The following is a 24,978-nucleotide window of genomic DNA, read 5'->3' as shown; positions in this document are numbered from 1 at the left end:
GGCCTCACGCCTTCGCGCGTTCGATCGCTTCGGCGATCATGCGGTGGGCTTCCGCGGCATCGCCCCAGTGATGGATCTTGGCCCACTTGTTCGGCTCGAGATCCTTGTAGTGGGAGAAGAAGTGCTCGATCTGCTGAATGGTGATTTCAGGCAAGTCCGAGTAGTTCTTCACTTTGTCGTACCGTTTGGTGAGCTTGCTTGAGGGTACGGCAATCACCTTTTCGTCGCCGCCGCCTTCATCTTCCATAACCAGCACGCCGACCGGACGGCAGTTGATGACGGCACCCGGTACAATCGCACGCGTATTGCAGACGAGCACGTCGATGGGATCGCCATCGTTCGAAAGTGTGTGAGGAACAAATCCGTAATTCCCCGGATAGCGCATCGGCGTATAGAGGAACCGGTCGACGACAAGAGTACCGGACGCCTTGTCCAGCTCGTACTTGATCGGTTCGCCACCAACCGGCACCTCGATGATGACGTTGATATCGTGCGGCGGGTTGGTGCCGATGGCAATCGCGTCGATGCGCATGGGATGGGATCTCTGTGAGTTTGAAAAATCTGTGCCCTATGGGGCTGGCGGGCACAAGGGGCTGCGGCGTCGCCGCCCCCTGTCCATTGGTCGAAGTTCATTGGACGGACTGGTTAGCGGCGCCCTAGGGGCTGCCCGCGCCCATAACCAACATGAGGGCGGGCAATGTAGCCAGAGCGCCGAGGGTCGAGATCAGGATAACCGCCGAGGTCACGACCGCAGGTAGCCGGTAAAACTCGGCCAGCATGAAAGGCCCGGTGCCGGTTGGCATGGCCGCGAGCAGCACCGCCATGGCGGCGAGGCGGGGCGGCACGGCCAGCGCGACGGCGAGTGCCCAGGTCAGCGCAGGATGGACAAAGAGCTTCACAGCTGCGAGCAGAGGCGCGGCGCGTGGATTGGCGTCGGTGACAGGCCGTGGTTCCGCGAGAAAAAGGCCGATTACGACGAGTGCCAGCGGGCTCGCGGCCCCTCCCAGAAGCTTGAGGAACGTGTCGGCCGCACCGGGCAAGCCGAGTCCGGTTGCTCCGTACGCCACGCCGAGCAGTGGCGCAATGACGAGCGGATTGCGCGCGAGTGAGAGGATCACCTTCCCTGCGAGGCGCAGCGGGCGCCGCTCGGTATGCTCGCCGATTTCCGCCAGCACGATGGCAGATGCGAACAGCACACAGACTGTCAGGATGGACGCGATCGTGACGGGAACGAGGCTCTCCTTGCCGAAGAGCATGAGCAGAACCGGAAAGCCGATGTAGGCTGTGTTGGCATAGGATCCGAGCAACCCATCGATGCTGGCCGACGCCAGCGGCCGGCCCGCGATGAGGCTGCAAATGACCGTCGCATAGAACACGATCCCGCACGCGAGGCCGAATGCCGCTGTGAACAGCGGCTGTGCGAGGTCGCTCCAGCTCGCGTGCGCCATGATATCGAACAGCAAGGCCGGCAGCGCGAGATAGACCACAACGCGGTTGAGCTCCGACACAGCTGTCGGGCCGATCAATCGCAAGCGCCGGGCGGCAAATCCGCTGGCCATGAGCGCGAAAACGGGTGCGATGATCGCGAATATCGAGAGCATGAGGAGATTGGCTGACTGGCGGGCGGAAGCAGACTCATTCTGATAGAGGCTGGAACAGTCGCGGTCTACGGCGGGAACGGATCGCCGGGTTGCAATATCCGCGGGGCGAATGCGGCCTGCGCGCCTCAATGCCGCTAGAGCATTTTCCGATGAGGTGGAGGCGGGTTCGTCGCGAGAAAATGCGATAAAACAAAAACCTATTGCATCGTGTGATCCGACTACATCGGATCGCAAGATGCTCTAGACCCGAAGCGGCCGCGGCCCTAAATCTTTCCGCCATGAGCCAAAATGCACTTTCCGCACCCGCTTCCCTCAAAATTGCCCTGGCACAGTTGAACCCCATCGTGGGCGACTTGGCCGGCAATGAGCAGAAGCTGCGCGCGGCGCGCGAACGGGCAGCCGCCGAAGGCGCCGACCTGATCGTCTTTCCGGAATTGTTTCTGACCGGGTATCCGCCGGAAGACCTCGTGCTGAGACCCGCGTTCCACGTCGCGGCGCGCAGCCGCCTCGAAGCGCTGGCCAAGACGCTCGGCCCCGGTCCCGCCGTACTAGTGGGGACGGTCTGGCCCGATCAGGGCGCTATCTACAACGCCGTGGCGCTCCTCGATGAAGGAACGATCACGGCCGTCCGCTACAAAGTGGATCTGCCGAACTACGGCGTCTTCGACGAGAAGCGCGTGTTCTCCGCCGGAGAGCTCCCGAGCCCCATTGCCTTTCGCGGTGTTCGGCTTGGCGTGCCGATTTGCGAGGACATCTGGAAAGATGAGGTCGCCGAGTGTCTGGCCGAATGCGGCGCCGAGATCCTGATCGTTCCCAACGGCTCGCCGTTTGATTGGAAGAAGCCGGATCTGCGCATGAACGTGGCGGTCGCGCGTGTCACGGAGACAGGGCTGCCACTGGCCTACGTCAACCAGGTCGGTGGTCAGGACGAGCTGGTCTTCGATGGCGCATCGTTCGTGCTCAACGCCAACCACAAGCTCGCCTGCCAGCTCCCCGCCTGGGAGGAGCACATCGCGCTCACCGAATGGACGAAGACATCGGACGGATGGAGCTGCACGAAGGGTCCGATCTATCGCCTTCCGGAAGGCGATAGCACTGCCTACCACGCCTGCGTTCTCGGGCTGCGCGACTACGTCGACAAGAACCGCTTCCCGGGCGTCGTGCTCGGCTTGTCCGGTGGCATCGACAGCGCACTGGTAGCCGCCATGGCTGTCGATGCGCTGGGCGCCGACCGTGTCCACGCGATCATGATGCCTTACCGGTATACCTCCAACCAAAGCATTGCCGACGCCACGACGTGTGCCGAAAGGCTCGGCATCCGCTTCGATACGGTTCCGATCGAGCCCGCCGTCAAAGGCTTCACGGAAACACTCGCGCCCCTCTTCGCGGGCAAGACGCCCGGCATCACCGAGGAAAACATTCAGAGCCGGGCACGTGGCGTCATCGTCATGGCCATCTCGAACAAGTTCGGTGCCATGGTGCTGACCACCGGCAACAAGAGCGAGATGAGCGTCGGCTACGCCACGCTCTACGGCGACATGAACGGCGGCTTCAATCCCGTGAAGGATCTCTACAAGCTTGAGGTTTACCGGCTCGCGCGCTGGCGCAACGAGAACGTCCCTGTCGGTGGACGTGGTCCCGCAGGTGAGGTTATTCCTGAGAGTATCATCGTGCGCCCGCCGACGGCGGAGCTGCGTGAGAACCAAACGGACCAGGACAGCCTGCCGCCCTACGACGTGCTGGACGACATTCTCGCCTGCCTCGTCGAGCAGGAGATGCCTGTGCAGGACGTCATTGCGCGCGGGCACTCCGAGGACGTCGTGCGCAAAATCGAGCGCTTGCTCTATCTCGCCGAATACAAGCGGCGCCAAGCCGCGCCGGGTGTGAAGATCTCAAGCCGGAACTTCGGACGCGATCGCCGCTACCCTATTACGAACCGCTTCCGGGAATAGAAAAAGAGATCTCACGGTCCCTTCGTGCCGTCGGCGCAGAACGTCAACGTGATCTGGCACGTGCCGAAGGAGCGTTCGCAATCCCACCGGGCATCCTTTTGTGCGAGGTCCATCGACTTTCCAGCCGAGGCCTTCCATCGCGTAGGATCGCCCGGCGTTTCGGCCAGAGCCCAACACTCGTCCTTGGCGAGGGTGGCAATCACGGTGCACCCGGTCCCGCCGAGCTTGTCCGCGCACTTCTTCAGCGCCGCCGTCTGCGCCGCTTCCTTGGTCGGCTCCTCGACGCGCGCGAAGATGTTGCCGCCTTTGTCGACGACGGCGCCCCAGCAGTCGGCGCTCGAAAACAGTCCACCGCATTCGGCGAACGGGTTCTTCTCGCCGCTCGCGAGCAGCGCACCACCGCCGAGCAGCGCCACGACACCGGCCGCAATGGCGCCGTAGAGCGCCTTGGAGATTCGCGACGCTCCGCCCAGTTTGGAGAGACCCGTTGTGATGAGACGCGTATACGCAAGCGGCGGACGGGAGGCGGTCCCTTGTCTGGAGAGTGTCGCGCGCTGGGAGCCTGTCGCCGGCTCAACCGGGACCACAGAGCTGCCATCGAGCAGCATCGTCCGCCAGTCTCGGATCGACTGCGGACGTTCGCCCGGCGGCAATTTGAGCGCTGCGTCGATGGCCTCGAGAAAGCTCCGCCGATAAGGGCCGGAATATTTAACCGCCGGCTTCAGGTCGTCGGAGAGCTGCCGCGACGTGGCCTCTATTGGCCGCTCGCCCGTCACGGCGCGATAGAGCGTCGCCGCAAACGCGTAGATGTCGGTCCAGGGGCCGTAGCGGTCCGCGTTGGACGTGTACTGCTCCGGCGCCGAGTAGCCGCTTTTGAAGACGAGCGCCGAGACGAGTTGCGAATGCTGCTTGATCTCGAACCGCGAGGCGCCGAAGTCGAGCAGGATCGGCGCGCCGTCCGCCGCGCGCACCATGATGTTCTCGGGCGAGATGTCGAGGTGCCAGGTGCGGTTCTCGTGCACAAGTTCGAGCGCGTCGAGCAAGGGTCCGGCCACGAGATCGAGTTCGTCTTGAGTGGGCGGGCTGTCGAGACCGCGTAGCCACTTCTCGAACGTTATGCCTTTGACGAGATCGAGCACCATGTAGGCGGTATCGTTGAGCTCGAAGACACGCCGCACGCCGACGATGTTCGCATGATTGAACTGCGCAAGCAGGCGCGCCTCGTCGAAAAACTTCTTGAGCGCCCAGCGGTAGTCGGCTTCCGAGTTTGCGCGCGCCAGAAACTTGAGGCTGTCGCCCTCGCGTCGGACGAGATCCTCAGGAAAGAATTCCTTGAGGGCGAACTCCTTGTTCAGCATCTCGTCGTTGATGAGATAGGTAATGCCAAACCCGCCGCGCCCCAGCAGTCCGGTGACGACGTACTGATCGATCCGCGTGCCGACCGGCAGCACGGCCTCGTTCCGAGCCTCCATGAAGCGGCACCCTCCTAGCCCATGACCCTACAATGCCCCATTCGCCCTGCGGCGAAAAGGGAGGCGCTGTGGGATCGGGCGGATTCCATGAATAAGAACAGTGCGCAAGACACGAGTGCTGCGGGTGCGCTTGTTGAACGCCAAACATCACCAGCGTAAGATGATTTTTCTTACCCGTGGGGACGACACCTGGAGACGCGAGCATGCTGCGCCCGTTGAGGCTGCGCGAAGCGATACTGGCGATCGGCGTGTTGTTCTCCGCGATTGGCTCGCCCGGCGTTGAAGCCGCACAGGTCAAGCTTGTCACAAAGTGCCAGGAGCCGCGGTCCTCGGCTGGCGGGGCGACCGTTACCTGTGACGTCCGCGCCAATGGCTTTGCCGTGTTTAGCGGCGTCAAGGCCGCGCCCAAGGGGCACGCGGCTGAGCTGGAAACCAAGTTTCAGCCGTTCGAGTCCGCCAACGAAGGCTTGACCACCGCCTATTTGATCCAGCTCCTTCCCAATGCTCGGCGTACGACGCTGTCGCAAATGGGGGATGCGGTCGTCACGTTCGCGGATCATCGCGGCAACAAGCGCCGCTTCATCGCCTACACGTTTGCCGATGATCTGACGCTGGTGTCCGATTCCGGCGCGTCGAAGAACGAGTTCGCGCGCCAGGTCATCGCAGTCAAATCCGCGCCAGCGACTATACAACTCTATAAATCGGCCCTGCAGGCGATCGAGGCCCTCGGCAAGGAGAGCGGTAACCGCAAGGCCCTCGTCATCCTGGGTGACGGCACGTCCAATGACACAAGCTATTCGCACGATCAGGTTGTGACGGCGGCGCGCGACGCGGGCGTCACAATTCACGTACTCGGCTTCTATGACGATCGCGCCGAGCGTCCCAAGTTCCAGAAGCTCTCGCGCCTGGCCGAGGATACCGGCGGCTATGCGGTCGAAGTGAAGCAGGGAACCAAGGACCTGGCTAAGGACGTCATCACCAGCCGCTTCGCGAGCGAAGTTCTGGAGAATGGCGGCACCGTTGAGGTCGCGCTCGCCGGGGAGCCCGGCTCACAGACGGTTGAGCTTGCAGCCGAGCTGGCCGACGGCCAAACCCTCAAAACGGAAATGGACGTCGCGGTTCCCGCCGCGGCCGTTCCGTCGTTTGAGACGACCCTTGAACGCGCCGCGGATCCAAAGCCGGGACCGTCCGGCGGGTTCATGAACTGGGTCGAGGACAATTCGATCCCGCTTGTGGCTCTAGGCGCGTTGCTGGGGCTCGGTATCGTCGGCTTCATGACCTATGGACGCGGCTTGCTAGCCCGGGGTCTCGCTGCGCCGAGCGTTGCGGCAGACGCTTCAGGCACTTCAAACGCTGCAGATGTGCAGGAGGAGCAAACAGCCGAGGCGCTGCGCGATTCGGCGCAGGCTGAGCCGGCGATCTATGGCTGGCTCGAAGTCCTCGACGGCACCGGACGCCATCCGCTTCGCACGACCAACGTGCGCGTCGGACGGCACCGGGACAACGACATCTGCCTGTTGAATGACTCGATTTCGCGGCGTCACGCGGTGTTGCACTACAACGCCGACACGCGGCGCTTCGTGATCACCGATCTCGGTGGCGGGAACGGCGTCCTCGTGAACAAGACCAAATACAAATCGCGTGAGCTCAACGACGGCGACACCGTGGAGCTCGGTGAGGTCCGGTTGCGCTTCCGCGCCGAGACGGAGTTCTCGACCTGAATTCAGGAAATGTCTCGCCCCTTCGAGATCGCTCGAAGGGGCCGGGACAAGGAGACGATGATGAACAACGATCCGAGAAGTCCGGGCGACGAGGAGGATAAAAGAACACGCTTGGTTTCCCGCCCCGACATGCAAGAGGGCGCCGTGCCGCCCCGTACCGGCTCTGTCATCGGCACCACGCGCCTCGTCGGCAACTTCGGGGCGTCTGCGGCCTCTCCGGCGGCGAGGCCGCAGCCTCTCGCCAAGACGCAGTATATACGTGAAGGCACCGTCGACATAGACCCGGTTGCAGGCTGGATCGTCATTGTGAAAGGGCCGGGCCGGGGCGGTTTCCGGCCAGTTTTTGTCGGTATGAATTCGGTCGGCCGAGGTCCCGATCAGCGCATTTCTCTCGACTTTGGTGACGAAAGCATTTCGCGCGAGGAGCACGCTTTCATCACCTTCGACGACGAAACACAGACCTTCTACCTTCAGCATGGCGGCAAATCGAACCTTGTGCGGCTTGGCGGAAAGCCTGTGCTGGCACCGACCGAGCTGAAGCCCAACGACATCTTCCGCATCGGTAACACCACGTTCCGGTTCGTCGCCTGCTGCGGTCCCGATTTCTCCTGGAATGACGAGGTCGGCGACGCATGACCTGGCGCGTGGCAGGCGCAGCCCGGGCCACGATCGGTACGCGCGCCAAACAAGAAGACGCCTTCGCGATCTGGCCCTCGGCGGCTCACCCCGCCGCGCAGGACGGCGAGGGCGTTCTTGCCGTGGTCGCCGATGGGATGGGCGGACATGCCGGAGGCGAGGTAGCGGGAAGGCTCGCGTGTGAGACGTTCATCAGCGCGTTCTCTGGACGCCATGGCGCGGCCGGGGATCGCCTGCATACCGCCCTTGGCGCAAGCAATTCGGCTATTGCCGCTCGCGCCTCCGAGACTGCCGGTTTGCGCGGCATGGGCTGCACTCTGGTCGGAGCGTGGATCGACGGCGCGGGCTTGCGGTGGGTGAGCGTCGGAGACTCGCTGCTTCTGTTGTTTCGCGCGCCGGATGTGCTGCGCCTTAATGCCGATCATTCACTCGGCGCCTTCCTCGACGACCAGGCGCGTCGAGGAAAAATGTCGGCGGGCGAGGCAGCGAGTAACCCTTATCGCAACGCCCTCCGTTCGGCTCTGACGGGGAAAAAGATTGAGATCCTCGATCTTCAGGGTGATCCCTATCCGCTTGCGGCTGGGGACTGGCTCATTCTCGCCAGCGACGGTATTGCAACGCTCGCTGGCGACGAGATCGGTGACATTGTCTACGCGAACCGCGACGGGGCGGCTGGCGAGATGGCGGAACGCCTGATCGCCGCCGTCGAAGCCAAGCGCGATCCGGATCAGGACAACGCGACTGTCGTCGTTCTCAAGATCGAAGACGACGCAACGGCGACCGCAACGGATGAGTCGCCAACGCGCATTTTAAAGCTCACGACACCACCCGCGACCGGTAGCGGCTTGGAATCCACGCAGCGAGTCCGGCACACGCCCGCCGCCTATCAGCTGTTTCGCCGCTACCGCAGCTGGATCCTGGGGATCGGGATGGGCCTGATGTTTTTGATCGGCTGGATGCTGCGCGCGGCGCTGGGCTAGCGTGACAGAAGCTTGCGCGCCGCCGTATCCGGGCTGATGCGGCCGGACAAGACGTCGTCGGCGAGGCCGTCGATCTCGCGACCGCTGTCCTCCTTGACCCGATGCGCGACGATGTCCGCCGCTGCGCGAGCGATGAGATAGCGCGCGCGCCGCCGCCGCCGTGCCATCGGTCCGGCCTTTTCACCCCGCGCGCCGACCTCTTGCATGGCTTTGAAAAGCTCGGGCACGCCTTCGCCCGTCGTTGCGGTCGTCTTGAGCACCGGAATATGAGCGCGCATCGAGCGGATCGACAGCGCGCCAAGAAGCTGTTGCAGGGTCAGCTCCGCGCCCTCGCGGTCGCCCTTGTTGACGACCAGAATGTCGGCGATCTCGAGTAGGCCCGACTTCATCGCCTGAATGTCGTCGCCGAGACCCGGCGCCGAGATCACGACCCGTACGTCGGCCACTTCCGCGACGTCCATTTCACTTTGTCCGGTGCCGACCGTCTCCAGGAGCACGAGGTCGAATCCTGCCGCATCGAGCGCATCGATGACGCGGACGGCCGCCGGCGAAAGGCCGCCGAGATAGCCACGGCTCGCGAGAGAGCGCACGAAGACGCCGTCGTCGTCCAGGGCGGCGGTCATGCGGATGCGGTCGCCGAGAATCGCACCGCCCGAGATTGGACTCGACGGATCGACGGCGATCACGCCGACAGTGCCACCCTGCGAACGCACGTGTGCGATGACGGCATTGACGAGCGTGGATTTGCCGGCGCCCGGAGGGCCCGTGAAGCCCACCACGAGCGCCTTGCCGAGATAGGGCTGCAACGCTTCGAGGAGCGGCGGCGCGCTCGCCGACAGCTTCTCGAGCTCCGTGACGGCCGCGGCAATGGCCCGCCGCTCACCGGCGCGCAGGCGCTGGACGAGATCCGGAATCGCTTCGAGCTTGAGCGTCGAGCGGGGAACGGGCGGGGCGGTGGGCGGCGTGTCGTTCATGAGCGCGCTGATACGCTGGCGACGGCCGCGAGGCAACCCTGTGCGCCGTCACATCCCCTGCAAGTAGCGGGATTTAGCGCCTTAGAACCAAAGCCCGGGCCACCGGTAGCGGGGACGCATGTCCCCCGGACCATAGCCGACCAGGGACATCATCGGCTGCTCGACGATGACCAGCGGTTCGTGCGCGGAAGCCTCGCCCTTGAGAGCGATCAGGCGTTGGACACGGTCCTCGGTTTCCGGGTGCGACCGCAGCAGCGAAGGGTGCGGGACGCGCCGGGCGGGAACCGGAAACATCAGGTCCTCCCAGAAGTGCCCCGTATACGTCTCAAGGCGGCGCAGGGCAGAGGCCAAGGCGCCCGGATCGCCTGTCAGCACCACGGCATTTCGGTCCGCCTCGAACTCGCGGGCGCGGGAGAGACCGAGTTGAAGAAGGCTGGAGAGGGCGGGGGCGAGGTAGAGGAAAAGAACGGCCCACCACGAGATCATGTCATCGCCCCGCGCGTAGGCGAAAACGTTGAATACGGCAAATCCGAGTGCCAGGTAGCTCATGAGCTGCAGGACGCGCGTGATCACGTCCGCGAGCCCCATGACGAGAAGGTCGTTATTCCGGATATGCGAGATTTCATGGGCCAGCACGCCCGCCGTCTCGGCCAAGGTTAGCCGTCGCAACAGCCCTTCGGTAACTGCGATCGCCGATCGGTCCCGCGATCCGGCCGCGAAGGCGTTGAGCGTCATGCTGGGGATGACGTAGAGGTCCGGTCGCCGAGGCAACTCGGCCCGGAAGCTCAGGACATCCACGAGACTCGAAAGCTGGCTGTCGTCCCGGGGCAGACGCGTTGTCTGGTAAAGCCGCATCACGGCCTCTGCGGGCATTCCCACCGCCAAGGGGAGAATAAGGGCGAGCAATATCGCCGCAGCCGCCAGGCCTGCGACGCCCCACAGCAGCATGGTGGGAATCGTGACCAGAACCAGGAAGCCGAGAAGAAGCAGTGCACCGTGCCAGAGGTTCGGGCGCGTCTGCCCCGTCAAGGCTGAAGCGCTGAGAAAAGGAGGCATTTTCGCCCTCCAGGTCGAAGAAATATCCATTTCGAACGCAGGAGCCGCACGCCCCCGGGGTCGAGCCCGAGAAGGTGAGATCTCGCCGGACAAAAAAGACTTTCGTATGATAAACGAAGGGTGTTGACTGCGGCGCGTCCACGCATTTGCGCCCGAAAACCCGCTAGCCAAGGGGCAACGCGTCACTTCTTGCGTTTTGGTTGTCCACAAGGTGTTGACCCGGAATCGGCGTTTGTATATAGGAACGCCACTCTCACGGTAGGTGGTAGGCCCTCTCTGCGCTCTCTTTTGCGCTTCAGCCTAAACGCTGCCGTCCCAAAGCAGAGGACATTTTCGGGCCAAGATCGCTGGCGAGCCGAAAGGCGAGCCGGATGATCCTCTGGTTTTTTCCATGCTAGGCTTCCGGGGCTCCGGGGCTCGGCAGGTTTCGTTTGGTGCATGCGCTGTCACGGACGCGCGGGCCGAGCGGGACGAAGTGGCAGCCGAAAGGGTGCCAAGGTATTTGGAGCCGAACGAATAAGCGGGGCATTCATGCCAACGATACAACAGCTGATCCGGAAACCCCGGAACCCGAAGGTTTACCGCGAGAAGTCGCGCCACATGGAGGCTTGCCCTCAGAAGCGTGGCGTGTGCACCCGCGTCTACACGACGACGCCGAAGAAGCCGAACTCGGCGCTCCGTAAGGTCGCGAAGATTCGCCTGACCAACGGCTACGAGGTCATCGGCTACATTCCGGGCGAGGGTCACAACCTTCAGGAGCACTCCGTGGTCCTGATCCGTGGCGGTCGCGTCAAGGACTTGCCCGGCGTTCGTTACCACATTCTGCGCGGCGTGCTCGACACCCAGGGTGTCGCCAACCGTAAGCAGCGTCGTTCGAAGTACGGAGCTAAGCGGCCGAAGTAAGGGCCGCTTGCAGAGGTACCCCGGGCGAGCCGCTTAGGAGCGGAAAGATCCGGGATCTCGAAGTTCCAAGGTTGGCTCGCCCGGGGGTGAGCCGAAGCGAGAATAAGCGAAGGACTAGGACACATGTCCCGTCGTCACAGTGCAGAGAAGCGCGAAGTCAATCCGGATCCGAAGTTTGCGGATCTGGTGCTGACCAAGTTCATGAACGCCGTCATGAGCGACGGCAAGAAGTCGGTCGCTGAGCGCATCGTGTATGGCGCCCTCGAGCGTATGGAGCAGAAGGCGAAGTCGGATCCGATCGCCATGTTCCATCAGGCGTTGGACAACGTGATGCCGGCTGTCGAGGTTCGTTCTCGCCGCGTCGGTGGTGCGACCTACCAGGTTCCGGTCGAGGTTCGCTCTGAGCGCCGTCAGGCTCTCGCGATCCGCTGGATCATCGCTGCTGCGCGCGGCCGCAACGAGAACACGATGGTTGAGCGTCTCTCGGCCGAGCTGCTCGATGCAGCTTCGAACCGCGGCACGGCAGTCAAGAAGCGCGAAGACACTCACAAGATGGCGGACGCCAACCGGGCGTTCTCTCATTACCGCTGGTAGTCGCGGCGGTTGCGTCCAAGTGGAGCTTGGCTCCGCTAGGGTTGGCAACTGAAGCGCAAATGGAAAAACTCTGAGGCAATCGCATGGCCCGGCAATACGCCATTGAGGACTACCGCAACTTCGGCATCATGGCCCACATTGATGCTGGCAAGACCACGACGACCGAGCGGATCCTCTACTTCACCGGACGATCCTACAAGATCGGCGAGACGCACGATGGCGCCTCGACGATGGACTTCATGGATCAGGAAGCTGAGCGGGGCATCACGATCACGTCGGCCGCGACAACCTGCTTCTGGGTGGGTCGTGACAACAAGAAGCGTCGTCTGAACATCATCGACACCCCAGGTCACGTCGACTTCACCATCGAAGTCGAGCGTTCGCTGCGCGTGCTCGATGGCGCCGTGTGCGTGCTCGACTCCAACCAGGGCGTCGAGCCGCAGACTGAGACCGTCTGGCGTCAGGGCGACAAGTACAACGTTCCGCGCATCATCTTCTCCAACAAGATGGATAAGACTGGCGCCGATTTCTACATGTGCGTCGCAGACATCAAGGACAAGCTTGGTGCGCGCGCTGTGCCGTTGCAGATTCCGATCGGTGCCGAAGCCGATTTCAAGGGTGTCGTCGACCTCATCAAAATGAAGTCGATCGTCTGGGAAGGCGACGCCAAGGACGCTCCGATGGTCGAGGGCGAGATCCCTGCCGACCTCGTCGATAAAGCGAACGAATTCCGCGCTGCGATGATCGAGGCCGCCGTCGAGATGGACGATGCGGCGATGGAAGCTTACCTCGAGGGCAAGGAGCCCGACGAGGCGACGCTCCGTAAGCTCATCCGTAAGGCGACCGTCACGCGCGCCTTCTACCCGATGCTCTGCGGCTCTGCCTTTAAGAACAAGGGCGTCCAGCCGCTTCTCGACGCCGTCGTCGACTTCCTGCCGAGCCCGCTCGACCGTGAAGCCTACAAGGGCATCGATCCGAAGACCGGCGAAGAGAGCCCGCGCCGTCCGTCCGACAGCGAGCCGCTTGCCATGATCGCCTTCAAGATCATGAGCTTCGAGCACGTCGGTTCGATCACGTTCTGCCGCGTCTACTCGGGTAAGCTCGAGCAGGGCATGGCGCTCGCCAACACCTCGCGCGACAAGAAAGAGCGCGCTGGCCGCATGTACCTCATGCACGCCGCCGACCGCGAAGAAATCAAGGAAGCCTATGCTGGCGACATCGTCGCGCTGCAGGGCCTCAAGGATACGCGCACGGGCGAAACGCTGTGCGATCCGAACAAGCCCGTCATCCTTGAGAAGATGGAATTCCCGGAGCCCGTCATCAACCTCAAGATCGAGCCCAAGACCAAGGCCGACCAGGAGAAGATGGCGATCGCTCTCAACACCATGGCTGTCGAGGATCCGTCCTTCCGTGTTTCCGTCGATCAGGAAAGCGGCGAAACCATTCTCAAGGGCATGGGCGAGCTTCATCTCGACATCAAGGTCGACATCCTGAAGCGCACCTATAACGTCGAAGCCAACGTCGGCGCCCCACAGGTCGCCTATCGTGAGACGCTCGCACGTCCGGCTGACATCGACTACACGCACAAGAAGCAGACCGGCGGTACGGGCCAGTTCGCCCGCGTCAAGCTCAAGCTCGAGCCGAACGAGACCGGCAAGGGTAACGTGTTCGAGAGCACCATCGTTGGCGGCACCGTTCCCCGCGAGTACATCCCGGGCGTCGAAAAGGGCGTCAAGTCGGTGTGGGACAACGGTGTTCTGATCGGCTTCCCGCTCGTCGACATGAAGGTGACGCTCCACGACGGCGCCTTCCACGAGGTGGACTCTTCTGCGATCGCGTTCGAAATCGCGACCCGCGCGGCCATGAAGGAAGGCTGCGAAAAGGGTGGCGTGAAGATTCTCGAGCCGATCATGGACGTCGAGGTGGTCACGCCGGGCGATTTCGTCGGCTCGATCATCGGCGACATCAACTCCCGCCGCGGCCAGATCCGCACGCAGGAGATGCGCGGCAACGCGACGGTCATCCGTGCCTACGTGCCGCTCGCGAACATGTTCGGCTACGTGAGCCAGCTGCGGTCGATGTCTACGGGGCGCGCGTCCTACACGATGCAGTTCGCGCATTACGCAGACGTGCCGCGCAACGTGGCGGATGAAGTTAAGGCGAAATACGCCTGATGGTGGCGCCCCAGCCGGGGTGCAGTCTCAGGCGAAGGTTACCGGGTGAACCCCGGACAGGTACAGAACGAGCTTTAAGGAGAGGCTACGATGGCCAAAGCGAAATTCGAGCGCAACAAGCCGCACGTAAACGTCGGCACCATCGGTCACGTCGACCACGGCAAGACCACGCTGACTGCGGCCTTGACGAAGGTCTCGTTTGACCGCGGCTGGACGACCAGCGCGATTACCTATGACAACGTTGCGAAAGCTTCTGAGAGCCAGGGCCGCCGCGACCCCACCAAGATTCTGACGATCGCCACCTCGCACGTCGAGTACGCGACGCCGAACCGCCACTACGCCCACGTCGACTGCCCCGGCCACGCCGACTACGTCAAGAACATGATCACCGGCGCCGCTCAGATGGACGGCGCGATCCTGGTCGTGTCCGCAGTCGACGGCCCGATGCCGCAGACCCGCGAGCACATTCTGCTCGCCCGTCAGGTCGGCGTTCCCTACATCGTCGTGTTCCTGAACAAGTGCGATATCGTTGACGACCCCGAGCTCCTCGATCTCGTCGAGATGGAAGTTCGCGAACTTCTCTCGAAGTACCAGTTCCCGGGCGACGACACGCCGGTCATCCGCGGCGCCGCCGTCAAGGCGCTGAACGGCGAGAAGGGCCCGCTCGCTGACGAAGCGATCATCAAGCTTTACGAAGCTCTCGACACCTACATCCCGCTCCCGGAGCGTCCGAAGGATCAGCCCTTCCTGATGCCGATCGAAGACGTGTTCTCGATCTCGGGCCGCGGCACGGTCGTCACCGGCCGTATCGAGCGCGGCGTGATCAAGGTTGGCGAGGAAATCGAGATCGTTGGTCTCGCAGCGACGCAGAAGTCGATCGTGACCGGCGTCGAAATGTTCCGCAAGCTTCTGGATAGCGGCGAAGCCGGCGACAACGTCGGTTGCCTCCTGCGCGGCATCGACAAGGAAGCCGTCGAGCGTGGCCAGGTTCTCGCAAAGCCCGGCTCCGTGAAGCCGCACAAGAAGTTCAAGGCTGAGGCCTACGTCCTCACCAAGGAAGAGGGCGGCCGTCACACGCCGTTCTTCACCAACTATCGTCCCCAGTTCTACTTCCGCACGACCGACGTCACCGGCGTCGTGACGCTGCCGGAAGGCACGGAAATGGTGATGCCCGGCGACAACATCGCGGTGGATGTCGAGCTGGTCTCGCCGATCGCCATGGAAGAGAAGGTGCGCTTCGCAATTCGCGAAGGCGGCCGCACCGTCGGCGCCGGCGTCGTCACCAAGATCGTTGAGTAGCAAAAGAAGAGAGGCGCTCGAGAGGGCGGCGGTAACGCCGGGCTGGAGCGCTTCTCTCATTTAGCGGGTTCAAGACAATGAACGGCCAAAACATCCGCATCCGATTGAAGGCGTTCGACCATCGAATTCTCGATGCGTCGACGCGGGAAATCGTGAACACGGCGAAGCGCACCGGCGCGGAGGTTCGGGGCCCAATCCCGTTGCCGACTCGCATCGAACGTTTCACGGTGAATCGCTCTCCGCACATCGACAAGAAGAGCCGCGAGCAGTTCGAGATGCGCACGCACAAGCGCATGTTGGATATCGTGGATCCCACCCCGCAGACTGTCGATGCTCTTATGAAGCTCGACCTCGCTGCAGGCGTGGACGTGGAAATTAAGCTCTAGAGGATACCGCGCTGAACGGGAGGTCTTCCGTGTCGGCTGCGAATAAAAAGGAAGGAATGCGAACAAATGCGTTCCGGAGTGATTGCACAGAAAGTCGGCATGACCCGTATCTTCACGGATGCGGGAGAGCATGTGCCTGTGACGGTGCTGAAGCTTGAGAAGCTTCAGGTCCTGTCGCAGCGCACCGCCGACAAGCATGGCTACACCGCAGTTCAGGTCGGAGCCGGCACCAGAAAGCCTTCGCGCCTCACCAAGTCGGAGCGCGGCGGTTTTGCGGTTGCCAGCGTGGAGCCCAAGCGCAAGCTTGCAGAGTTCCGCGTGAGCCCGGAGAACCTGATCGAAGTGGGCGCCGAGATTACGGCTGACCACTTCGTTGCCGGCCAGTTCGTCGATGTGACTGGCACCAGCCAGGGTAAGGGCTTCCAGGGTGCCATGAAGCGCTGGAACTTCGGCGGTCTGCGTGCAACGCACGGTGTTTCCGTCGTGCATCGCTCGCACGGCTCGACCGGTCAGCGCCAGGACCCCGGCAAGGTGTTCAAGGGCAAGAAGATGGCTGGCCATCTCGGCGACGAGCGCGTCACGACGCAGAACCTCGTCGTTGCGAAGATCGACGTTGAGCGCGGCCTGCTCATGATCCGCGGCGCCGTCCCCGGCTCCAAGGGTGGCTGGGTGATCGTTCGCGACGCCGTCAAGAAGAAGGCCCATGCCGATGCGCCGACGCCCGGCGCGTTCAAGCCGGCCAGCAAGGAGAAGGCGTGATGAAAGCAAGCGTCACCACGCTCGAAGCGAAGAAGGCCGGTGAGATCGAGCTCGCCGACGCCATTTACGGGCTCGAGCCGCGCAGCGACATCCTGCATCGCATGGTGCGTTACCAGCAGCTCAAGCGCATGGCTGGCACGCATCACGCCCAGGACCGCTCCGAAGTCTCGGTCACGGGCAAGAAGATGTACAAGCAGAAGGGAACCGGTGGCGCCCGTCATGGCGACAAGTCGGTTCCGCAGTGGCGCGGCGGCGGCAAGGCGTTCGGCCCGAAGCCGCGTAGCCACGCCATCGACCTGACCAAGAAGTTCCGCGCTCTCGCGCTTCGTCATGCCCTGTCTGCCAAGGCGAAGGCTGGCGAGATCGTCGTGATCGATACGGCTTCCTCGGACGGCAAGACGGGCGCGCTCAAGAAGCAGTTCGCTTCCCTCGGTTGGAAGAGCGCGCTGATCATTGATGGCGTGTCGCTGGATGATGCGTTCGCTCGCGCGGCGCGCAACATTCCGCACATCGACGTGTTGCCGATCGCCGGCATCAACGTCTACGACATTCTTCGCCGCGAGAAGCTCGTGCTGACCAAGGCCGCGGTTGAAGCGCTTGACGTGCGCTTCGCCGACGTGAAGGCCAAAGCGGAGGCGAAGTGATGAACAAGCTCAAGGCATATGACGTCATCCTTTCTCCGGTCATCACCGAGAAGGCAACGCAGGTTTCGGAAGCAAACCAGGTGATCTTCAAGGTCGCCTCGGGCGCCAACAAGACCGACATCAAATCTGCGGTCGAGACCCTCTTCAATGTGAAGGTCAAGGCCGTGAATACACTGGTGCGCAAAGGCAAGCGCCGCACGTTCCGCGGCATCCAGGCCCAGCTCAGCGACGTGAAAAAGGCCATCGTGACGCTCGAGGAAGGCCACTCGATCGACGTCACGACGGGCCTTTAAAGGAGAGCCGTCCCCATGTCATTGAAGACATACCGTCCGACGTCCCCGGGTCTCCGGCACTTGGTGCAGGTTGATCGCGGTCACCTTTGGAAGGGTGATCCGGTCAAGATGCTGACCGAAGGCAAGCGCAAGACCGGTGGCCGCAACAGCGACGGCCGTATCACGACGCGTCACATCGGCGGCGGTCACAAGCAGTCGTATCGCATGGTCGACTTCCGTCGCCGCAAGCACGACGTTGTCGCCACTGTCGAGCGTCTGGAGTACGATCCGAACCGCACGGCTTTCATCGCGCTGATCAAGTATTCGGATGGTCATCTGGCCTACATCCTGGCGCCGCAGCGTCTCCAGGTTGGCGATCAGGTCGTCTCGGGTACAAAGGTTGACGTGAAGCCCGGCAACGCCATGCCGTTGGCTGCCATGCCGATCGGCACCATTGTGCATAACGTCGAGCTGAAGCCGGGCGGCGGTGGCCAGCTGGCGCGCTCCGCTGGTGCCTTCGTGCAGCTCGTCGGCCGTGACTCTGGCTGGGCGGTGCTGAAGCTCAACTCCGGCGAGACCCGCAAAGTCCGCGCCGAGTGCATGGCTTCGGTGGGTGCAGTTTCGAACCCGGATCACAACAACGAGGTGATCGGCAAGGCCGGCCGCCAGCGCTGGAAGGGCAACCGTCCGACCGTCCGCTCGATTGCTATGAACCCGATCGACCATCCGAACGGTGGCCGCACCAAGGGTGGTAAGCACTGGGCGACGCCGTGGGGCAAGCCGACCAAGGGCTTCAAGACCCGCAAGAACAAGCAGACCAACAAGTTCATCGTCAGAAGCCGCTCGAAGAGCAAGTAACCCGACTTAAGCGTCGAGCAGACGATCGAGGAGACGAGAGAGTGACACGCGCAATTTGGAAAGGCCCGTTCGTCGACGGCTACATTCTCAAGAAGGCTGAGAAGGTGCGTTCGTCGGGCCGCAACGAGGTCATCAAGACCTGGAGCCGTCGCTCGACGATCCTGCCCCAGTTCGTGGGGCTGACCTTCGGCGTCTACAACGGCCAGAAGCACGTTCCGGTGAACGTCACCGAGGACATGATCGGGCATAAGCTCGGCGAGTTTGCGCCGACCCGCTCGTTCCATGGCCATGGCGGCGACAAGAAAGCAGCGGTGGGTAAGAGATAATGGGCAAGCCGAGCCGGGAAAGGAGCCTCTCCGATAAAGAGGCCCGCGCGATCGCGAAGAACCTTCGCGTCTCGCCGCAGAAGCTGAACCTCGTCGCGGGCCTGATCCGTGGCAAGAAGGTCGACCAGGCGCTCGCCGATCTCGAGTTCTCGAGGAAGCGGATCGCTCAGGACGTGCGCAAATGCGTGATGAGCGCCGTTGCCAACGCCGAGAACAATCATGACCTCGACGTCAACGCCCTGATCGTCTCCGAGGCCTACGTCGGCAAGAACCTCGTGATGAAGCGCTTCGCGGCCCGCGGTCGTGGCCGCGGCTTCTCGATCAAGAAGCCGTTCTCGCAGATCACGGTCGTTGTTCGTGAGACCGAGGCTGAGGCTGAGAAGCCCAAGGCAAAGGGCAAGGATGCCAAGTCCGCCAAGGACGCAGCTCCGAAGAAGAAGGCCGCGGCCAAGAAGCCGGCTGGCGAGACCAAGGCTGCTGCGGCTGAGAAGGAGGCCGAGTAATGGGTCATAAAGTCAATCCCGTCGGCCTGCGCGTCGGCATCAACCGCACCTGGGACAGCCGCTGGTTCGCCCGTCGTGGTGAGTACGGCAAGCTCCTTCATGAGGACTTCGCGATCCGCGAGCACATCATGAAGATGCAGCGCACGGCCGGCATCTCGAAGGTCGTGATCGAGCGTCCGCACAAGAAGTGCCGCGTGACAGTTCACACGGCGCGCCCCGGCGTGCTCATCGGCAAGAAGGGCGCCGACATCGAGAAGCTGCGTTCGGAGCTGGCTCGCTACACCTCGTCGGAAGTTCACCTGAACCTCCTCGAAGTGCGCAAGCCCGACACCGACGCGACGCTTGTCGCCGAGAACATTGCCCAGCAGCTCGAGCGCCGCGTCGCATTCCGCCGCGCCATGAAGCGCGCTGTGCAGACCGCTCTGCGCGCCGGCGCCGTTGGTATTCGTATCAACGTTGCTGGCCGTCTTGGCGGCGCTGAAATCGCGCGCACGGAGTGGTACCGCGAAGGCCGCGTGCCGCTGCATACGCTCCGCGCCGACATCGATTTCGGCTACGGCGTTGCGCAGACCGCATACGGCGTGATCGGTATCAAGGTTTGGATCTTCAAGGGCGAGCTCATGGAGCACGACCCGATGGCCTCTGAGCGCCGCGCGACCGAAGGAGCCGGCGACGGCACCGGTGGACGCCCGCGTCGCGAGGATGGCGAGCGCCGTGAGCGTCGCGGCCCGAGGGGCGATCGCGGTGATCGCGGCCCGCGTGGTGGCGCTTCCGCTGAAGCGGCCAACGAAGGACAGGAGCAGGCCTAAGAAGGCCCGTGAAGGAATCGGAAGATGCTGTCACCGAAAAAGACAAAGTTCCGCAAGCAGTTCAAGGGCCGCATCCACGGCGCTGCGAAGGGCGGCACGACTCTGAACTTCGGATCTCATGGCCTCAAGGCTGTGGAGCCCGAGCGCGTCACCGCACGTCAGATCGAGGCAGCCCGCCGCGCGATCACGCGCCACATGAAGCGCGCTGGCCGCGTCTGGATCCGCATCTTCCCGGACGTTCCGGTCACGAAGAAGCCGGCTGAAGTCCGCATGGGCTCCGGCAAGGGCGGTATCGAGCTGTGGGTCTCGCGCGTGAAGCCGGGCCGCATCATGTTCGAGCTCGACGGCGTTCCCGATCAGGTCGCGCGTGAGGCGCTCCTGCTCGGCGCTGCTAAGCTTGGGATCAAGACACGCATTGTGACGCGCATCGGCTAAGCCGCGCGAGTGCAAGGATAAGGATTACGACGATGACAGCGGGTGATTTGAAGGGCATGTCGCTCGATCAGCTCGACGATCAGTTGGCGAAACTCAAGAAGGAGCAGTTCAACCTGCGCTTTCAGAAGGCATCGGGCCAGCTCGAGAACACCTCGCGCGTGCGCCAGGTTCGTCGGGATATCGCGCGGGTGCTGACCCTCGCCGGCCAGAAGCGGGGCGGTTCCTCGTCGAAGGCTGCCTCGAAATCGAAGTCTGGCGCGTAAGGAGATAGAGCGATGCCGAAACGCGTCCTGCAGGGTGTGGTTGTATCGAACAAGAACGACAAGACGATTGTCGTCGAGGTGGAACGCCGTTACACGCATCCGCTTCTGAAGAAGACGGTGCGCCGCACAAAGAAGTACCACGCACACGACGAGAAGAACGTGCACAAGACGGGCGACCGGGTCGAGATCCAGGAGTCGGCTCCCATCTCGAAGTTGAAGCGTTGGGTCGTGCTCGAGAAGCACTGAATTTGAGGTGGTGCTAGGCCGCTCGGCGGAACCGGCACCGGAACGAAATACGATTTGAAGCCGCGGTTGCAGCGGCAGGAAGAGAGACGGTGCGATGATCCAGATGGAGACAAATCTCGACGTCGCTGACAATTCGGGAGCGCGGCGCGTCCAGTGCATCAAGGTGCTGGGTGGGTCCAAGCGCAAGTACGCCACCATCGGTGACACGATCGTCGTGTCCGTGAAGGAGGCGATTCCGAAGGGCCGCGTTAAGAAGGGTCAGGTCATGAAGGCCGTGATCGTGCGTGTCGCCAAGGGCGTGCGCCGTCCCGACGGTTCGCTGATCCGCTTCGATCGCAACGCCGCTGTGCTGATCAACGCACAGGGTGAGCCGGTCGGCACGCGTATTTTCGGACCCGTCACGCGCGAGCTTCGCGCCAAGAACCACATGAAGATTGTCTCGCTCGCTCCGGAGGTGCTGTAATGGCGTCCCTTAAGATCAAAAAAGGCGACAGTGTCGTCGTCTTGACCGGTCGCGATAAAGGCAAGCGCGGCGAAGTCATCGAGGTTCGCCCGAAGGAGAACCGCGCCCTCGTTCGCGGCATCAACGTCGTGCGCCGTCACCAGCGCCAGACGGCGAAGGCCGAAGGCGGCATCATCTCTAAGGAAGCCGCGATCCAGATTTCGAACCTTGCCCTCGAGGATCCTAAGGACGGCAAGCCGACCCGCGTCGGTTTCCGCATCCTGGACGACGGCAAGAAGGTCCGCTTCGCCAAGCGCTCGGGCGAGATCATTCCGGAGAAGAATTAAGCCATGGCCGAGAAAGAGAAACCCCAGAAGGCCGCAAAGGCCGGTGGCGCGCCCGCTGGCAAGCCGGGCAAGGAAGCCAAGGGCGGAAAAGCCCCGAAGGCCGAGGCCGCTCCGCGCGAGTGGAAGCCGCGTCCGAAGGACTATAAACCCCGCCTCAAGACGCACTATGAGAAGGTCGTCCGCGACGCTCTCAAGGAAAAGTTCGCCTACGCGAACCCGATGCAGATTCCGCGCATCGAGAAGATCGTGCTCAACATGGGCGTGGGCGAAGCGACGGCCGACCGCAAGAAGGTCGACAACGCTGCAGGCGACCTGGCGCTCATCGCCGGCCAGAAGCCGCTCATGACCCGCTCGACCAAGTCGATCGCGACCTTCAAGGTCCGCGAGGGCATGACGCTCGGCTGCAAGGTCACGCTGCGCGGCGACCGCATGTACGAATTCCTGGACCGCTTCGTCACCATCGCGCTGCCGCGCGTGAAGGACTTCCGCGGTCTGAATCCGAAGAGCTTCGACGGCCGTGGCAACTTTGCCTGCGGTCTCAAGGAGCACATCGTGTTCCCCGAGATCGATTACGACAAGGTCGACCAGGTTTGGGGCCTCGACGTGATCGTCGTCACCTCGGCAAATTCCGACGACGAAGCGCGCGAGCTGCTTCGTGGTTTCAACTTCCCTTTCCGCAGCTAGAGGACCTCGGGCAATCCCGAAAGGCCTTTGGAGGATATGAATGGCTAAGACGAGCTCTATCGAAAAGAACAACCACCGCCGCAAGCTGGTCGCCCAGCACGCCGCGAAGCGCAAGCGCCTGAAGGCGATTGCCGACGATCTGAAGCGTCCCGCTGAAGAGCGTTTCGCCGCGCGCCTCAAGCTCGCCGAGATGCCGCGCAACGGCTCCGCCGTGCGTATCCGCAATCGCTGCGAGATCACGGGCCGCGCCCGTGGCAACTACCGCAAGCTCAAGATGTGCCGCAACCAGCTCCGTGAGCTGGCCTCGCAGGGGTTGATCCCCGGCATGGTCAAGTCGAGCTGGTAAGAGAGGGCCTCCGCACATGGCAATGAATGATCCCATCGGCGATATGCTGACGCGCATCCGCAATGCGCAGCTCCGCCGCCGCCCGAAGGTCTCGACACCCGCTTCGAACATGCGCGCCCGCGTGCTCGACGTTCTCGTCGAGGAAGGCTACATCCGCGGCTACGCTCGCGTTGAGCAGAAGGGCTCGCTCCCGGAGTTCGAAATCGAGCTCAAGTATTTCAATGGTCAGCCGGCGATCAAGGAGATCAGCCGCGTTTCGACCCCCGGCCGGCGCGTCTATTCGCCGGTTCGCGATCTGAAGAGCGTTGCCAACGGTCTCGGCGTCGCCATCCTCTCGACGCCGAAGGGCGTGATGTCGGATGCGCGCGCCAAGGAAGAGAACGTCGGCGGCGAAGTCATCTGCAACGTATTCTAACGAGAGGTCCCGGCCCCGGCCGGGAGCGCGAGGACAAAAAAGATGTCACGCATCGGAAAGAAGCCGGTTCCCGTTCCCGCCGCCGTCACGGCGACGGTGTCGGGCCAGACCGTCAAAATGAAGGGCGCCAAGGGTGAGCTCTCGTTCACGCTGCCCGAAGAGATCAAGGTCGAGAAGACTGCCGACGGCATTGAGCTCACGCTCGCCGAGGACACCAAGAAGGCACGCTCCATGTGGGGTATGTCGCGTTCCATGGTGCAGAACCTGATCACCGGCGTCACCGAGGGTTACACGCATACGCTCGAAATCCACGGCGTCGGCTTCAAGGCGGCTCTGAAGGGCAAGGATCAGTTGACGCTGTCGGTTGGCTTCAGCCACGACGTCGTCCACACGATCCCGGCGGGCGTCGAAGTGAAGGTGGGCGGCGCAAAGCAGGAAGTCGTGACCGTTTCGGGCATCGACAAGCAGCTCGTCGGCCAGGTTGCCGCCGAAATCCGCGCCTCGCGCAAGCCTGAGCCCTATCAGGGTAAGGGCGTACGCTTCAAGGGCGAGCACGTCTTCCGCAAGGAAGGCAAGAAGAAGTAGGACACCACAGGCCATGGCCAACGCAAACACCCAGTTCGAAAGGCGCCGTGCACGCGTGCGCCGGACGTTGAAGGTCCGCGCCGCGGGCCGTCCGCGTCTCTCGATCCATCGCTCGTCGAAGCACATCTATGCGCAGATCATCGACGACGCCAACGGCAAGACGCTGGCTTCTGCGTCGAGCCTCGAGAAGGATCTGCGCACGTCGCTCAAGACCGGCGCCGACAAGGCAGCGGCCGCAACGATCGGCAAGCTTGTCGCCGAGCGCGCAATCAAGGCGGGCGTCAAGGACGTCATCTTCGATCGCGGCGGCTATATCTACCACGGGCGCGTGAAAGCGCTTGCCGATGCGGCCCGCGAGGGCGGCCTCAGCTTCTGATGAAAGGAATTTGATAGTGGCACGTCCATCATCGAGAGACCGGGGCCGGGAACGCGAGCGCGAGGAGCGCGAGAGCGAGTTTTCGGACAAGCTGGTCCACATCAACCGCGTTGCCAAGGTCGTGAAGGGCGGTAAGCGCTTCGGCTTTGCAGCCCTTGTCGTTGTCGGCGACCTGAAAGGGCGCGTCGGTTTCGGCCATGGCAAGGCGCGCGAGGTGCCGGAAGCGATCCGCAAGGCAACCGAGGCCGCACGCCGCAATCTGGTGCGCGTTCCGCTGCGCGATGCCCGCACGCTGCACCACGACAGCGAAGGCCGCCACGGTTCGGGCAAGGTCGTGCTTCGCTCGGCTCCGGCCGGTACGGGCATCATCGCCGGCGGTGCAATGCGCGCCGTGTTCGAGATGCTCGGCGTTCATGACGTTGTGGCCAAGTCGCTTGGCTCCACGAACCCGTACAACGTCGTGCGCGCCACGTTCGACGCGCTGAAGGAGCAGGAGAACCCCCGCTCCGTCGCCGCACGCCGCAACAAGAAGGTGTCTGAGATCGTCGCCCGTCGGCGCGATGGCTCGGGCGCCGAGGCCGGCGCTGAAGCCTGATAGGCCGCAAAGCCTATCAGCCAGCACGGCGAGAGAATTCGAGAAGGGTACTGAAAAATGGCAGCCAAGAAGACGATCACGGTCGAGCAGATTGCGAGCGCAAATCGCCGTCCCGAGATCCAGACCAAGACCCTCATCGGTCTTGGCCTCAACAAGCTGCATCGCCAGAGCACGCTGGAGGATACCCCTTCGGTGCGTGGCATGATCAACAGGATCCCCCATCTCGTCCGCATCGTCGACGAGAAGGGCAAGGCCTGAGACTGGATGCGTGGCGGGTCCTCGTGACCTCGCCCGCAGATCGCAGTCTCTGGTAGAAGACGAATAA

At 62.9% G+C, this 24,978-nt stretch carries 32 protein-coding genes and 1 pseudogene; 28 read left to right on the top strand and 5 right to left on the bottom strand.

Going from position 1 to position 24,978, the window contains the following annotated elements; genetic code table 11:
* Window positions 1–4: 4 nt before the first annotated feature.
* Together ppa and VHO05_RS00435 are read right to left on the bottom strand one after the other, a co-directional pair.
* On the bottom strand, window positions 5–532 hold the full coding sequence (ppa, locus tag VHO05_RS00440) for an inorganic diphosphatase (RefSeq protein ID WP_329644635.1): 528 nt from the start codon (window positions 530–532) through the stop codon (window positions 5–7).
* Between the two features lie 124 nt (window positions 533–656).
* The gene (locus tag VHO05_RS00435) at window positions 657–1,601 is read right to left on the bottom strand and encodes an AEC family transporter (protein ID WP_329644634.1); all 945 of its coding nucleotides are present in this window, start codon (window positions 1,599–1,601) and stop codon (window positions 657–659) included.
* A gap of 278 nt (window positions 1,602–1,879) precedes the next feature.
* Between VHO05_RS00435 and VHO05_RS00430 the strand changes: the two genes are divergently transcribed.
* Entirely contained in the window at window positions 1,880–3,553 is a 1,674-nt protein-coding gene (locus VHO05_RS00430; RefSeq protein ID WP_329644633.1) for an NAD+ synthase, read from the top strand.
* A gap of 11 nt (window positions 3,554–3,564) precedes the next feature.
* Here VHO05_RS00430 and VHO05_RS00425 read toward each other — a convergent pair whose 3' ends face one another.
* Window positions 3,565–5,025 carry a protein kinase domain-containing protein gene (locus VHO05_RS00425; RefSeq protein ID WP_329644632.1) on the bottom strand — a complete coding sequence of 487 codons (1,461 nt, stop codon included), beginning with the start codon at window positions 5,023–5,025 and terminating at the stop codon, window positions 3,565–3,567.
* A gap of 203 nt (window positions 5,026–5,228) precedes the next feature.
* Between VHO05_RS00425 and VHO05_RS00420 the strand changes: the two genes are divergently transcribed.
* From VHO05_RS00420 to VHO05_RS00410, 3 genes are read left to right on the top strand one after another with little or no spacing between them, the layout of a single operon-like run.
* Window positions 5,229–6,746, top strand: coding sequence for an FHA domain-containing protein (locus VHO05_RS00420; RefSeq protein ID WP_329644631.1), 1,518 nt, complete (start codon window positions 5,229–5,231; stop codon window positions 6,744–6,746).
* Between the two features lie 60 nt (window positions 6,747–6,806).
* Window positions 6,807–7,382: an FHA domain-containing protein gene (locus tag VHO05_RS00415; protein WP_329644630.1), complete on the top strand. Its 576-nt coding sequence runs from the start codon at window positions 6,807–6,809 to the stop codon at window positions 7,380–7,382.
* Window positions 7,379–8,362: a PP2C family protein-serine/threonine phosphatase gene (locus tag VHO05_RS00410; RefSeq protein WP_329644629.1), complete on the top strand. Its 984-nt coding sequence runs from the start codon at window positions 7,379–7,381 to the stop codon at window positions 8,360–8,362. Before VHO05_RS00415 ends, VHO05_RS00410 begins: the two co-directional genes overlap by 4 nt.
* Here the strand turns inward: VHO05_RS00410 and meaB are convergent.
* On the bottom strand, window positions 8,359–9,336 hold the full coding sequence (meaB, locus tag VHO05_RS00405; protein ID WP_329644628.1) for a methylmalonyl Co-A mutase-associated GTPase MeaB: 978 nt from the start codon (window positions 9,334–9,336) through the stop codon (window positions 8,359–8,361). The two genes, VHO05_RS00410 and meaB, sit on opposite strands and share 4 nt — an antisense overlap.
* A gap of 81 nt (window positions 9,337–9,417) precedes the next feature.
* On the bottom strand, window positions 9,418–10,392 hold the full coding sequence (locus VHO05_RS00400) for a zinc metalloprotease HtpX (protein ID WP_329644627.1): 975 nt from the start codon (window positions 10,390–10,392) through the stop codon (window positions 9,418–9,420).
* A 531-nt stretch (window positions 10,393–10,923) separates the two neighbouring features.
* Here VHO05_RS00400 and rpsL point away from each other — a divergent pair.
* From rpsL to rpmD, 24 genes and pseudogenes are all read left to right on the top strand, one after another.
* A complete protein-coding gene (gene rpsL / locus VHO05_RS00395) occupies window positions 10,924–11,295 on the top strand; it encodes a 30S ribosomal protein S12 (RefSeq protein ID WP_329644626.1) in 372 nt (123 codons plus the stop codon).
* A 123-nt stretch (window positions 11,296–11,418) separates the two neighbouring features.
* Window positions 11,419–11,889: a 30S ribosomal protein S7 gene (rpsG, locus tag VHO05_RS00390; RefSeq protein WP_329644625.1), complete on the top strand. Its 471-nt coding sequence runs from the start codon at window positions 11,419–11,421 to the stop codon at window positions 11,887–11,889.
* A gap of 83 nt (window positions 11,890–11,972) precedes the next feature.
* Window positions 11,973–14,063 carry an elongation factor G gene (gene fusA / locus VHO05_RS00385; RefSeq protein ID WP_329644624.1) on the top strand — a complete coding sequence of 697 codons (2,091 nt, stop codon included), beginning with the start codon at window positions 11,973–11,975 and terminating at the stop codon, window positions 14,061–14,063.
* Window positions 14,064–14,153: 90 nt separating this feature from the next.
* On the top strand, window positions 14,154–15,362 hold the full coding sequence (gene tuf, locus VHO05_RS00380) for an elongation factor Tu (RefSeq protein WP_329644623.1): 1,209 nt from the start codon (window positions 14,154–14,156) through the stop codon (window positions 15,360–15,362).
* Window positions 15,363–15,439: 77 nt separating this feature from the next.
* A complete protein-coding gene (rpsJ, locus tag VHO05_RS00375) occupies window positions 15,440–15,748 on the top strand; it encodes a 30S ribosomal protein S10 (RefSeq protein ID WP_020087370.1) in 309 nt (102 codons plus the stop codon).
* Between the two features lie 66 nt (window positions 15,749–15,814).
* Window positions 15,815–16,507: a 50S ribosomal protein L3 gene (rplC, locus tag VHO05_RS00370; RefSeq protein WP_329644622.1), complete on the top strand. Its 693-nt coding sequence runs from the start codon at window positions 15,815–15,817 to the stop codon at window positions 16,505–16,507.
* Window positions 16,507–17,151 (top strand): 50S ribosomal protein L4, encoded by a 645-nt coding sequence (gene rplD / locus VHO05_RS00365; protein WP_329644621.1) that lies wholly within the window; start codon window positions 16,507–16,509, stop codon window positions 17,149–17,151. The genes rplC and rplD overlap by 1 nt, the downstream gene beginning before the upstream one ends.
* Complete coding sequence (locus VHO05_RS00360) at window positions 17,151–17,444, top strand: 50S ribosomal protein L23 (protein ID WP_329644620.1); 294 nt, start codon at window positions 17,151–17,153, stop codon at window positions 17,442–17,444. Before rplD ends, VHO05_RS00360 begins: the two co-directional genes overlap by 1 nt.
* A 15-nt stretch (window positions 17,445–17,459) precedes the next feature.
* A complete protein-coding gene (gene rplB, locus VHO05_RS00355; RefSeq protein WP_329644619.1) occupies window positions 17,460–18,281 on the top strand; it encodes a 50S ribosomal protein L2 in 822 nt (273 codons plus the stop codon).
* A 41-nt stretch (window positions 18,282–18,322) separates the two neighbouring features.
* Entirely contained in the window at window positions 18,323–18,607 is a 285-nt protein-coding gene (gene rpsS, locus VHO05_RS00350) for a 30S ribosomal protein S19 (protein WP_329644618.1), read from the top strand.
* Window positions 18,607–18,984 (top strand): annotated as a pseudogene (rplV, locus tag VHO05_RS00345) (50S ribosomal protein L22); the annotation flags it as partial. The gene rpsS and the pseudogene rplV, both read left to right, overlap by 1 nt.
* 125 nt (window positions 18,985–19,109) lie before the next feature.
* Window positions 19,110–19,919, top strand: coding sequence for a 30S ribosomal protein S3 (gene rpsC, locus VHO05_RS00340; protein ID WP_329644617.1), 810 nt, complete (start codon window positions 19,110–19,112; stop codon window positions 19,917–19,919).
* Window positions 19,920–19,943: 24 nt separating this feature from the next.
* Entirely contained in the window at window positions 19,944–20,354 is a 411-nt protein-coding gene (gene rplP / locus VHO05_RS00335; RefSeq protein ID WP_329644616.1) for a 50S ribosomal protein L16, read from the top strand.
* Between the two features lie 32 nt (window positions 20,355–20,386).
* Window positions 20,387–20,617: a 50S ribosomal protein L29 gene (gene rpmC, locus VHO05_RS00330; RefSeq protein ID WP_329644615.1), complete on the top strand. Its 231-nt coding sequence runs from the start codon at window positions 20,387–20,389 to the stop codon at window positions 20,615–20,617.
* A gap of 12 nt (window positions 20,618–20,629) precedes the next feature.
* Window positions 20,630–20,863: a 30S ribosomal protein S17 gene (gene rpsQ / locus VHO05_RS00325; protein ID WP_308959797.1), complete on the top strand. Its 234-nt coding sequence runs from the start codon at window positions 20,630–20,632 to the stop codon at window positions 20,861–20,863.
* A 94-nt stretch (window positions 20,864–20,957) separates the two neighbouring features.
* Window positions 20,958–21,326, top strand: coding sequence for a 50S ribosomal protein L14 (gene rplN, locus VHO05_RS00320; RefSeq protein ID WP_291148831.1), 369 nt, complete (start codon window positions 20,958–20,960; stop codon window positions 21,324–21,326).
* Window positions 21,326–21,652 carry a 50S ribosomal protein L24 gene (rplX, locus tag VHO05_RS00315; protein WP_329644614.1) on the top strand — a complete coding sequence of 109 codons (327 nt, stop codon included), beginning with the start codon at window positions 21,326–21,328 and terminating at the stop codon, window positions 21,650–21,652. The genes rplN and rplX overlap by 1 nt, the downstream gene beginning before the upstream one ends.
* A gap of 3 nt (window positions 21,653–21,655) precedes the next feature.
* A complete protein-coding gene (gene rplE, locus VHO05_RS00310) occupies window positions 21,656–22,336 on the top strand; it encodes a 50S ribosomal protein L5 (protein ID WP_329644613.1) in 681 nt (226 codons plus the stop codon).
* 40 nt (window positions 22,337–22,376) lie between these two features.
* On the top strand, window positions 22,377–22,682 hold the full coding sequence (gene rpsN, locus VHO05_RS00305; protein ID WP_329644612.1) for a 30S ribosomal protein S14: 306 nt from the start codon (window positions 22,377–22,379) through the stop codon (window positions 22,680–22,682).
* Between the two features lie 16 nt (window positions 22,683–22,698).
* Entirely contained in the window at window positions 22,699–23,097 is a 399-nt protein-coding gene (gene rpsH / locus VHO05_RS00300) for a 30S ribosomal protein S8 (RefSeq protein ID WP_329644611.1), read from the top strand.
* A 42-nt stretch (window positions 23,098–23,139) separates the two neighbouring features.
* Entirely contained in the window at window positions 23,140–23,682 is a 543-nt protein-coding gene (rplF, locus tag VHO05_RS00295) for a 50S ribosomal protein L6 (protein ID WP_329644610.1), read from the top strand.
* A 13-nt stretch (window positions 23,683–23,695) separates the two neighbouring features.
* Window positions 23,696–24,058 carry a 50S ribosomal protein L18 gene (rplR, locus tag VHO05_RS00290; RefSeq protein ID WP_329644609.1) on the top strand — a complete coding sequence of 121 codons (363 nt, stop codon included), beginning with the start codon at window positions 23,696–23,698 and terminating at the stop codon, window positions 24,056–24,058.
* A 16-nt stretch (window positions 24,059–24,074) separates the two neighbouring features.
* Window positions 24,075–24,653, top strand: coding sequence for a 30S ribosomal protein S5 (rpsE, locus tag VHO05_RS00285; protein ID WP_329644608.1), 579 nt, complete (start codon window positions 24,075–24,077; stop codon window positions 24,651–24,653).
* Window positions 24,654–24,710: 57 nt separating this feature from the next.
* On the top strand, window positions 24,711–24,911 hold the full coding sequence (gene rpmD, locus VHO05_RS00280) for a 50S ribosomal protein L30 (protein ID WP_329644607.1): 201 nt from the start codon (window positions 24,711–24,713) through the stop codon (window positions 24,909–24,911).
* The last annotated feature ends 67 nt before the right edge of the window (window positions 24,912–24,978 follow it).

Source organism: Hyphomicrobium sp. (assembly GCF_036262015.1).
In the GTDB taxonomy this organism is placed as follows: Bacteria; Pseudomonadota; Alphaproteobacteria; order Rhizobiales; family Hyphomicrobiaceae; genus Hyphomicrobium_C.
This window is presented reverse-complemented; position numbering and strand designations above follow the sequence as displayed.

Excerpts from the sequence above, each read along its gene's own strand:
- ppa (WP_329644635.1), bottom strand. The coding sequence starts at position 532 with ATGCGCATCGACGCGATTGCCATCGGCACCAACCCGCCGCACGATATC.
- VHO05_RS00435 (WP_329644634.1), bottom strand. The coding sequence starts at position 1,601 with ATGCTCTCGATATTCGCGATCATCGCACCCGTTTTCGCGCTCATGGCC.
- VHO05_RS00430 (WP_329644633.1), top strand. The coding sequence starts at position 1,880 with ATGAGCCAAAATGCACTTTCCGCACCCGCTTCCCTCAAAATTGCCCTG.
- VHO05_RS00425 (WP_329644632.1), bottom strand. The coding sequence starts at position 5,025 with ATGGAGGCTCGGAACGAGGCCGTGCTGCCGGTCGGCACGCGGATCGAT.
- VHO05_RS00420 (WP_329644631.1), top strand. The coding sequence starts at position 5,229 with ATGCTGCGCCCGTTGAGGCTGCGCGAAGCGATACTGGCGATCGGCGTG.
- VHO05_RS00415 (WP_329644630.1), top strand. The coding sequence starts at position 6,807 with ATGAACAACGATCCGAGAAGTCCGGGCGACGAGGAGGATAAAAGAACA.
- VHO05_RS00410 (WP_329644629.1), top strand. The coding sequence starts at position 7,379 with ATGACCTGGCGCGTGGCAGGCGCAGCCCGGGCCACGATCGGTACGCGC.
- meaB (WP_329644628.1), bottom strand. The coding sequence starts at position 9,336 with ATGAACGACACGCCGCCCACCGCCCCGCCCGTTCCCCGCTCGACGCTC.
- VHO05_RS00400 (WP_329644627.1), bottom strand. The coding sequence starts at position 10,392 with ATGCCTCCTTTTCTCAGCGCTTCAGCCTTGACGGGGCAGACGCGCCCG.
- rpsL (WP_329644626.1), top strand. The coding sequence starts at position 10,924 with ATGCCAACGATACAACAGCTGATCCGGAAACCCCGGAACCCGAAGGTT.
- rpsG (WP_329644625.1), top strand. The coding sequence starts at position 11,419 with ATGTCCCGTCGTCACAGTGCAGAGAAGCGCGAAGTCAATCCGGATCCG.
- fusA (WP_329644624.1), top strand. The coding sequence starts at position 11,973 with ATGGCCCGGCAATACGCCATTGAGGACTACCGCAACTTCGGCATCATG.
- tuf (WP_329644623.1), top strand. The coding sequence starts at position 14,154 with ATGGCCAAAGCGAAATTCGAGCGCAACAAGCCGCACGTAAACGTCGGC.
- rpsJ (WP_020087370.1), top strand. The coding sequence starts at position 15,440 with ATGAACGGCCAAAACATCCGCATCCGATTGAAGGCGTTCGACCATCGA.
- rplC (WP_329644622.1), top strand. The coding sequence starts at position 15,815 with ATGCGTTCCGGAGTGATTGCACAGAAAGTCGGCATGACCCGTATCTTC.
- rplD (WP_329644621.1), top strand. The coding sequence starts at position 16,507 with ATGAAAGCAAGCGTCACCACGCTCGAAGCGAAGAAGGCCGGTGAGATC.
- VHO05_RS00360 (WP_329644620.1), top strand. The coding sequence starts at position 17,151 with ATGAACAAGCTCAAGGCATATGACGTCATCCTTTCTCCGGTCATCACC.
- rplB (WP_329644619.1), top strand. The coding sequence starts at position 17,460 with ATGTCATTGAAGACATACCGTCCGACGTCCCCGGGTCTCCGGCACTTG.
- rpsC (WP_329644617.1), top strand. The coding sequence starts at position 19,110 with ATGGGTCATAAAGTCAATCCCGTCGGCCTGCGCGTCGGCATCAACCGC.
- rplP (WP_329644616.1), top strand. The coding sequence starts at position 19,944 with ATGCTGTCACCGAAAAAGACAAAGTTCCGCAAGCAGTTCAAGGGCCGC.
- rpmC (WP_329644615.1), top strand. The coding sequence starts at position 20,387 with ATGACAGCGGGTGATTTGAAGGGCATGTCGCTCGATCAGCTCGACGAT.
- rpsQ (WP_308959797.1), top strand. The coding sequence starts at position 20,630 with ATGCCGAAACGCGTCCTGCAGGGTGTGGTTGTATCGAACAAGAACGAC.
- rplN (WP_291148831.1), top strand. The coding sequence starts at position 20,958 with ATGATCCAGATGGAGACAAATCTCGACGTCGCTGACAATTCGGGAGCG.
- rplX (WP_329644614.1), top strand. The coding sequence starts at position 21,326 with ATGGCGTCCCTTAAGATCAAAAAAGGCGACAGTGTCGTCGTCTTGACC.
- rplE (WP_329644613.1), top strand. The coding sequence starts at position 21,656 with ATGGCCGAGAAAGAGAAACCCCAGAAGGCCGCAAAGGCCGGTGGCGCG.
- rpsN (WP_329644612.1), top strand. The coding sequence starts at position 22,377 with ATGGCTAAGACGAGCTCTATCGAAAAGAACAACCACCGCCGCAAGCTG.
- rpsH (WP_329644611.1), top strand. The coding sequence starts at position 22,699 with ATGGCAATGAATGATCCCATCGGCGATATGCTGACGCGCATCCGCAAT.
- rplF (WP_329644610.1), top strand. The coding sequence starts at position 23,140 with ATGTCACGCATCGGAAAGAAGCCGGTTCCCGTTCCCGCCGCCGTCACG.
- rplR (WP_329644609.1), top strand. The coding sequence starts at position 23,696 with ATGGCCAACGCAAACACCCAGTTCGAAAGGCGCCGTGCACGCGTGCGC.
- rpmD (WP_329644607.1), top strand. The coding sequence starts at position 24,711 with ATGGCAGCCAAGAAGACGATCACGGTCGAGCAGATTGCGAGCGCAAAT.